Raw genomic sequence first — 6,943 nt, 5'->3', positions numbered from 1 at the left:
CGCAGCGGTCCAACAGGTGCGAGCCGCGCCGAGTGCGCCCCAGGCAATTCCGAAACGTGCCTTGTTCAAGCAGCCAAACGGGCCTGACAGTCCACGGGCGTTCGGGAGCAGGTTTTCTTCAGGGACGAACACATCGTCCATGACAATTTCACCGGTGATGGATGCGCGCAGCGCGAGCTTACCTTTGATTTCGGGCGTCGACAGGCCACTCATGCCGCGTTCAAGCACAAACCCGCGAATGACTCCGTCGAGTTTCGCCCAGACCACCATGACATCGGCGATCGGGCTGTTCGTGATCCACATCTTTGCACCGTTCAGGCGGTATCCGCCATCCGTCTTTACCGCCCGCGTGGCCATATTGCCGGGGTCCGAACCGTGGTCGGGTTCAGTCAGGCCGAAACAGCCAACGAGATCACCTGACACAAGACCAGGCAGCCAGCGTTGGCGTTGTTGTTCGTCGCCATAGGCATGAATAGGGTGGATGACGAGCGAGGATTGAACGCTCAAGGCAGATCGGTAGCCTGAATCAACAGCTTCAACTTCGTGCGAGACCAAACCATAGGCTACGTGGCTGACCGCCGCGCCGCCATACTCTTCCGGCAGGGTTGGCCCAAGCAGACCGAGCGCGCCCATTTCCCGCATGATTTCGCGATCAAAATGACCTGACCGATTGGCTTCCACAATTCCAGGCAGAAGGCGTTTGTCGGCAAAATCTGCAGCGGTCTTTTGCACAAACCGTTCTTCCTCAGTCAGATCGGAAGCGAGCGAAAGGGCGTCGGCCCAGTTGAAGGCAGAGTGCTTGGTCATTTTGCTGTCCTGATATTTATGAGTGTCTTGAGCGTCTAATCAGCCGAAACGCGGTATCCGGTCTGCTGCCAGCGGCCTGGATTGATTATGATCTCGTCACCCGCAAACTGAATGCTGAACGGGTAGCGGCCACGCTCGACAGTGAATGTGTCTCGGGTGGCGGCCAAGAGGGGACGGGGAGTGCCCTTTTTGACCTGAAAGACATCACGCTCTCCCGTTGCAGATGCGACGAGCGCGCCATTCTCCACGCTAACCGTTAATTCAGCCAGATGGCTGAAGCGATAGGTTCCGGCGTACTTTTCCAGCGTGCGGGCTGGGAGAACGAGTTCCGGATCTGGGTCTGGCTGAGTTACCTGATGCGCAGGCACTGCGGCGAGGATGGCATCCCACATCAGTTCAGACGCGGCGACGCCGATCTCCATGCTCGGGATGGTTTCGCCGGGGCCGGTCTCCACCTCATTCGTCGACACAGCGTAGAGTACATCACCGTCAAATTCGCTTGCGAAAGGTTGAATACCTCGCGCCATCGATGTGTGTACCTGAACAGCAAGTCGTTGCAGCTCGGCTGGCGTCATTGAGCGGTTGGTAACGACAACGCTGATCGTTGTGTTCTTTCGCTCAGCGCCTGGTGACTCCTCGTCGCCATTCCAGCCGGGCTGCACGCTATCTGGTGCCGCCCGCATCAGATCTGTCGCTTTCAGGTTTTCCGGCCAGTTGCTTCCCTTGTGACAAGCGACGACATTACCTTCACGGTCGGTCACCGTGCCAAGAGCGTTGACGACGGTGAATACCGCAATCTTCACATCACCAATCTGGCGGAACGCGCTGCCTTGTCCGGAGCGTGCGTTGCAGCCGAAAATGCCGCCATTCATGGCAGAACGACCTGCGCCATAGGCGCCATTTGGAAATACGCCCGGTTCTGCAGCCCTCAATGCCAGTTGGGCAAGACGTTTGTCGGGATAGATTTCGTTGAGGCGCCGACCGCCGAAATCGTAGATGATGGAACCGACAACGAGGCCCACATTGTCCCAGCGACCGCCACGATACTTGTCATCGAGCAACGCAGTATTGGCAGCTGTCACCGCTTCCAGACCATACCAGGAGCCACCAGACAGGACGATGGCGTCGAGTTCGGGCTGATTGTATCCTAGTTCCAGATATTTGGCGTTGACGGTGCCTGGTCCACCGCCGCGAGAATCGACGGCAGCGTTCACTTTTTTTCCAAATTTCAGAACCGTCAGGCCTGTTGGCCCATCTTCGTACTGGCCCGTTCCAATCTCCAGCATCGGCCAATCGAAGGTCAGCGCCGTCTCGCTGTCAAAGCCATCATTTATCAGGGCTGGAAGTTCGTCCTGACCGACGGGCGGCATATCTGCCAGCGCTGATTGAGGAAGGGTCGCGCAAGCCGTCATAAGTGTCGCTGCCAATGCCATTCCAATAGCGGGAACGGGGTTACATTTCAGCTTGGTACGCGTGGTCATAATCTTGTTCCTCGATTCTGGAGGCCAGCATACGTGAATGCAGCTTTGCCGACATAGATGCGATATATTGATGTGCTGGTGCGCTCAGGTCACCGTTGCGGTTCGCGAACGTCGTGGGCCAACCGGAAGCCGACAGTGAAATATCCCTGATCCTTAGGTCCGGGCAGTCGATATCTCGGTGACAGATAGTCGCCAGCATCGCCGTAGGAGCCGCCACGAATTGAGCGTTTGTCCGGCGTGTCGCATTCTGTGCGTGCGGAGCCATCGACCGGCGCGCCCACATAGTTGTCTTGATGACAGTCAGCTTGCCACTCCCAGACGTTTCCTCGCATGTCGTGGATGCCGAACTTGTCGGAAGGAAAACTCCCGACGGGGGCGGTTTCAATCCAGACATCCCGTCCTTCCGCTTTGCCGCCGCAGCAGTCAACCAAGCCGATATTTGCTTCGTCGTGCCCGACGACGCCGTCCTCGCCTTCAATGTCGCCAAATGTCGCCACGTATTCCCATTCTGCTTCCGACGGTAGGCGATACGCTTCCCCGGTTTGTTGCGTCAGCCAGGATGCGTATGCTTGTGTATCTTCCCAACTAACGCAGACGACAGGGTGATCTTCGGCTTGCACAAATCCGGGGTGCTCCCAGTTTCGGTCAGGATCGATGTGCCAGGATTTTTCGTCTGTGTAGATGTTGCATTTGCCTTCGGACAGGTGCCCTGTTGCTTCAACGAACTGTCTGAACTCGCCTACCGTCACTTCTGTCTTGGCTAACGCAAAAGACCTTTGAATATCGACGGTGTGTCGGGGTCCATCGATCTCTCCATATCCGTAGTCGATCGTCTCGCCCATCTCGAAACTGGCTGCAGGTATGACCACCATTTCTGCACCAGAAGGCGAACCTGCGGGTTGCGAACAGGCGGAAACTGTCATCGCCATCAATGCCAGGCACGTAGTTGAAATTATTCGCCGGACCATGTGGATTTCCAATCTATTCCGTTTGTTGGCTTCATTTCCCAATAGAACTTGCTCCGAGGGCGGTCATAATTTCCGATTTCGTTCATGGTATGGGAATCGTAGAGGCGCCCATTGACCATTGTATACCGAACGCTGTTGGCATTGCGGANGTCCTCGGTCGGATCCTCGTCAAGTACAATGAGGTCTGCGAGCTTGCCGGGGGTGATTGANCCGAGTTGATGGTCAAGCCCGTAGGTCTTTGCGCCATTGATCGTAGCGGCTCGCAGGATTTCCATCGGTTCCATGCCGCTTTCCGCAAAGAGCAGCATCTCCCANTACATGGCGAGCCCGGAAACCTGACCGTGAGAGCCAACATTCACCGTTGCGCCGGCTTTTGCCAGTTTCGTCAAGGAGCGACCGACTGACCGGAATCCGATGTCGTAGATTTCATCTGACACATGGATCGAATGCATGCAGCGAACATGCAGGGGTGTGCCACTTTCGCCCGTGATTGGGTTATACGCATTGTTTACGTCGGGAATGAAGGCTTTGACTTTGTCCTGGGACCAGGAGTCTTCGTTTTCGTAGATGTAATTTTCGCCAAACAGCTCNCCGAACGTCACGATCAGTGTTGGCGTCATTGAGACGTCGGATGCAGCAATCAGCTGCTGAAGATCATCATAATAGGTGGCAACCGGAAGATTGTGCTCAAGATTGGTGTGTCCATCGAGAATCATCCCGATGTTTGTGTAGAATTGTCCGGCGCCTTCGCCATCAACCATGAAGTCGTATTCTCTNGCCGCCTGGAGAAGGCGCTGACGCTGAGCTCTTGTCGACAGCTTGTAGCTTTTCAGAATTGACGGGCCGAGCGCTTNGCGGCGCTTCAGGACGTTTCGAGCATCATCCAGAGAGGCAAGTGGGTGATACACACCAGCGGTGCGTCCTTTCACTCCGTGAACAACCTGACCAGATTTGAGCCAGCGCGGACCGACCAATTCTCCCGTCATGGTCATCTCACCGCTTTCGTAGGAAGTAAGGTCCTCNGAGTACGGATCGAAGTTCGTGGTGACGCCATAGGCGAGGGCGGCAAGACGCGTTGGGTGTTGCTGAGGCATAGTGCCGGCNTCGAAGCAACATTCGATATGGCCATGCGCATCGAAGAAGCCAGGCATCAAGACTTTGCCCTTGATGTCGATCCGGGTGGCGTCTTTCGGAATCTTGACCTTGCGTCGCGGACCGACGGCGACAATCCGGTTTCCTTCAACAACAACAGTACCGTTCTTGATAACATNGCCTTCGATCGGAACGATCTTGCCGCCAACGAACGCAACTATGCCTTCAGGCTTGTCTGTCGGCAGCTGTATATTGATTGTCAGGGAGTGAGGCGTGCCGCTCTTGTCGGCGGGCGTAGTTGAAAGAATTTCTGCGCCCATCGTCCAGAAGAGTGTGGACGAGTCTTTCGACCATCTGAAAGCGTATCCACCAATATCACTCAGCAGACGAGCCGAGGCATTGTCCGGCGTGTTGATGGTTACGGGGGCTGGCTTGACGTCGAACGGCATGACGTAAGGGCGATTGTTGGACTTGAACGCCAGCCACTTCAGGTCAGGGCTCAAGGAGAAGTCCCGGATGTCTGCCATTTCAGAAATGGCATGTTCCTGTACGTCGCTACCGTCGAGCGTGATGCTCATCAACACAGATGACCGTTTCGCGTATGAGGACGGCTCTCCAAGAAAGAAGAGTCTGCTATCATCGGGAGAGAACACTGACAGGCCCGAGGCTTCCGTCAGGTATTCCGGACTACCTCCGGCCAGGTTCAGGAGATAAATGCCTGTCTCGGGCCCTGGTGCGTTGAAAGCTGTGTCGGGACCCATGATCCGATAGGCGATCAGTTCTCCAGAATTTGAGAACTGCGGCTCTCGAATGACCGCATCGCTTTCTGCAAGAACCGTCTCTTGGCCTGTATCGGCATCCCGAAGGATCAACTTGCTACCAGTTTGGTCTTGCCAGCTTACATATGCGATTTGTTTTCCGTCGGGGGACCATGTTGGTTCAGATTCCATGGCCATGGAATTCGTCAGGCGAGATGGCCGTGAAGGAGAGCTGGACCCGACTTCCCAGATCTTGCCCATTGCACGGAAGAGTATCGAGCTACCGTCCGGATTCGGGGCGAGTTGGCGAATTGTGCGGACTTGAACCTGGTCTGGCGCGAGATCCTGCTTCACCCGAATTGCNGGTTGCAATTCATGGCGTGCCTTCAGATTAAACGGTATCTCTTCCGCCAGTGCAGACAGGGTGTCGATCTTCAGCAGCTTTCCCTTGGCCCAGATCGCAATGTGACGGCTGTCAGGAAACCAGTCGAAGGAGGGGTAATAATGCTCCTGTGGAAGGTAATCTCCGTGCAAGTCGCGCCCTAGATCCTGATAGATCGGCTCTTCATATCCGGACTCCAGATCTTTTACGAACAGAACTGTCTTTGCGCCCAAGCGACGGATGAAAGCGATGGATTTTCCATTCGGCGAGATCTGCGGTGTTGAGGCGCCCCCGAAACCGGAAATGGCTTTCTTTCTTTCGCCGGTTTCGAGATCCAAGCGCTTGATCGCGAAATTCTTCAAACCTGTGTTCATGTAAACATAGTGATCTCCGCCGATTCTCTCTGTGTAATAGAGGTGACGGCCATTCGGCGCGAAGCGTGGTTCCTGTACGTCTTTTCCGCTCGTCGGCGGAGGTACGACAATTTCTTCTGAACCGTCATCAATGCCGTACAGGTGAATTTCAGAATTTCGGACACGGAATATGTCTGAATAGGTAATTACACTTGCGATGGACTTTCCATCAGAGGACCAGGCCGGACCGGCGACCATGGCATGTGTTTCATGCGTGATCTGTCTAGCGTCGGTTCCGTCGGCCTTTGATATCCAGACATTGTCTGCGCCGCTTTCATCACTCAGATACGTGATGAACTGACCGTCAGGACTGAATTGAGGGCTGCGTTGGGTCACGGATCCATCGTGAATTGCGATGGCCGTGCCCCCAGTGGAGGGCATCGAATAGATATCATTCAGCAGGTCGAAGACGATGGTTTCGCCATCAGGACTTACATCCAGGCTCATCCANGTGCCTTCTGTAAGCTCGAGTGTGACGACTTTCGGNTNAGTCTCTGTCTCGTCAGTCTGGGCATTGGCTGTGCACAAAACGCCCGGAAGACTGCATGCGACAGCGAGGATGAAGTGACGGATTCGCATAATTTATTTTCCTCCGGCTTTGAGGCTAGCACCGGATTTTGTTCTTGAGTGATGCAAACTGTCGATTGGCTGGTGATGTATGCGCACCGTTCAGGCCCTAAAACGCAGTGTGGATCTCCTTCTGGCGGCGATACAGTTTCGCGGCAATCAGGAGAACTTCATGAAACAGACCGCAAAAGCCCTTCGTTCAATGGCCCTTGGCAGTGCCGTACTTTCGATTGTCGGGTGCGTCAGTGCGCCTGTCTCTCCGGCTACGATTGAGGCGGAGCTAATGGAGGCGGACATGGCCTATGAGGCGTTCAATCTNGAATACGGTTATGAAGCTGCCTCGAAGAAGTTCGTGGATTTCGACAAGGGGTTCATGCTCGAAGCTGGCGAAGGCTTTCTCACAGGTGAGGCTGCGATCATGGCAGAGCGACAACTGGATACGGTTCCATCACCTGTTCACTGGAAACCGATCGGC

Annotated in this window: 4 protein-coding genes; all 4 read right to left on the bottom strand. The window is 55.1% G+C overall.

What is annotated here, in order from left to right; genetic code table 11:
• A partial coding sequence (locus CBB91_RS06900) for an acyl-CoA dehydrogenase family protein (protein WP_273013039.1) occupies positions 1-807 on the bottom strand: 807 nt, incomplete at its 3' end.
• Between the two features lie 35 nt (positions 808-842).
• Entirely contained in the window at positions 843-2,288 is a 1,446-nt protein-coding gene (locus CBB91_RS06895; RefSeq protein WP_273013038.1) for a P1 family peptidase, read from the bottom strand.
• 89 nt (positions 2,289-2,377) lie between these two features.
• Positions 2,378-3,256 (bottom strand): formylglycine-generating enzyme family protein, encoded by an 879-nt coding sequence (locus CBB91_RS06890; protein WP_345906752.1) that lies wholly within the window; start codon positions 3,254-3,256, stop codon positions 2,378-2,380.
• The gene (locus CBB91_RS06885) at positions 3,241-6,348 is read right to left on the bottom strand and encodes an amidohydrolase family protein (protein WP_273013037.1); all 3,108 of its coding nucleotides are present in this window, start codon (positions 6,346-6,348) and stop codon (positions 3,241-3,243) included. Before CBB91_RS06885 ends, CBB91_RS06890 begins: the two co-directional genes overlap by 16 nt.
• Positions 6,349-6,943: the final 595 nt, after the last annotated feature.

Source organism: Hyphomonas sp. TMED31, from assembly GCF_002172815.1.
Classification (GTDB): Bacteria; Pseudomonadota; Alphaproteobacteria; order Caulobacterales; family Hyphomonadaceae; genus Hyphomonas; species Hyphomonas atlantica.
The sequence above is the reverse complement of the archived record's forward strand: the minus strand, read 5'-3'. Positions and strand labels throughout refer to the sequence as shown.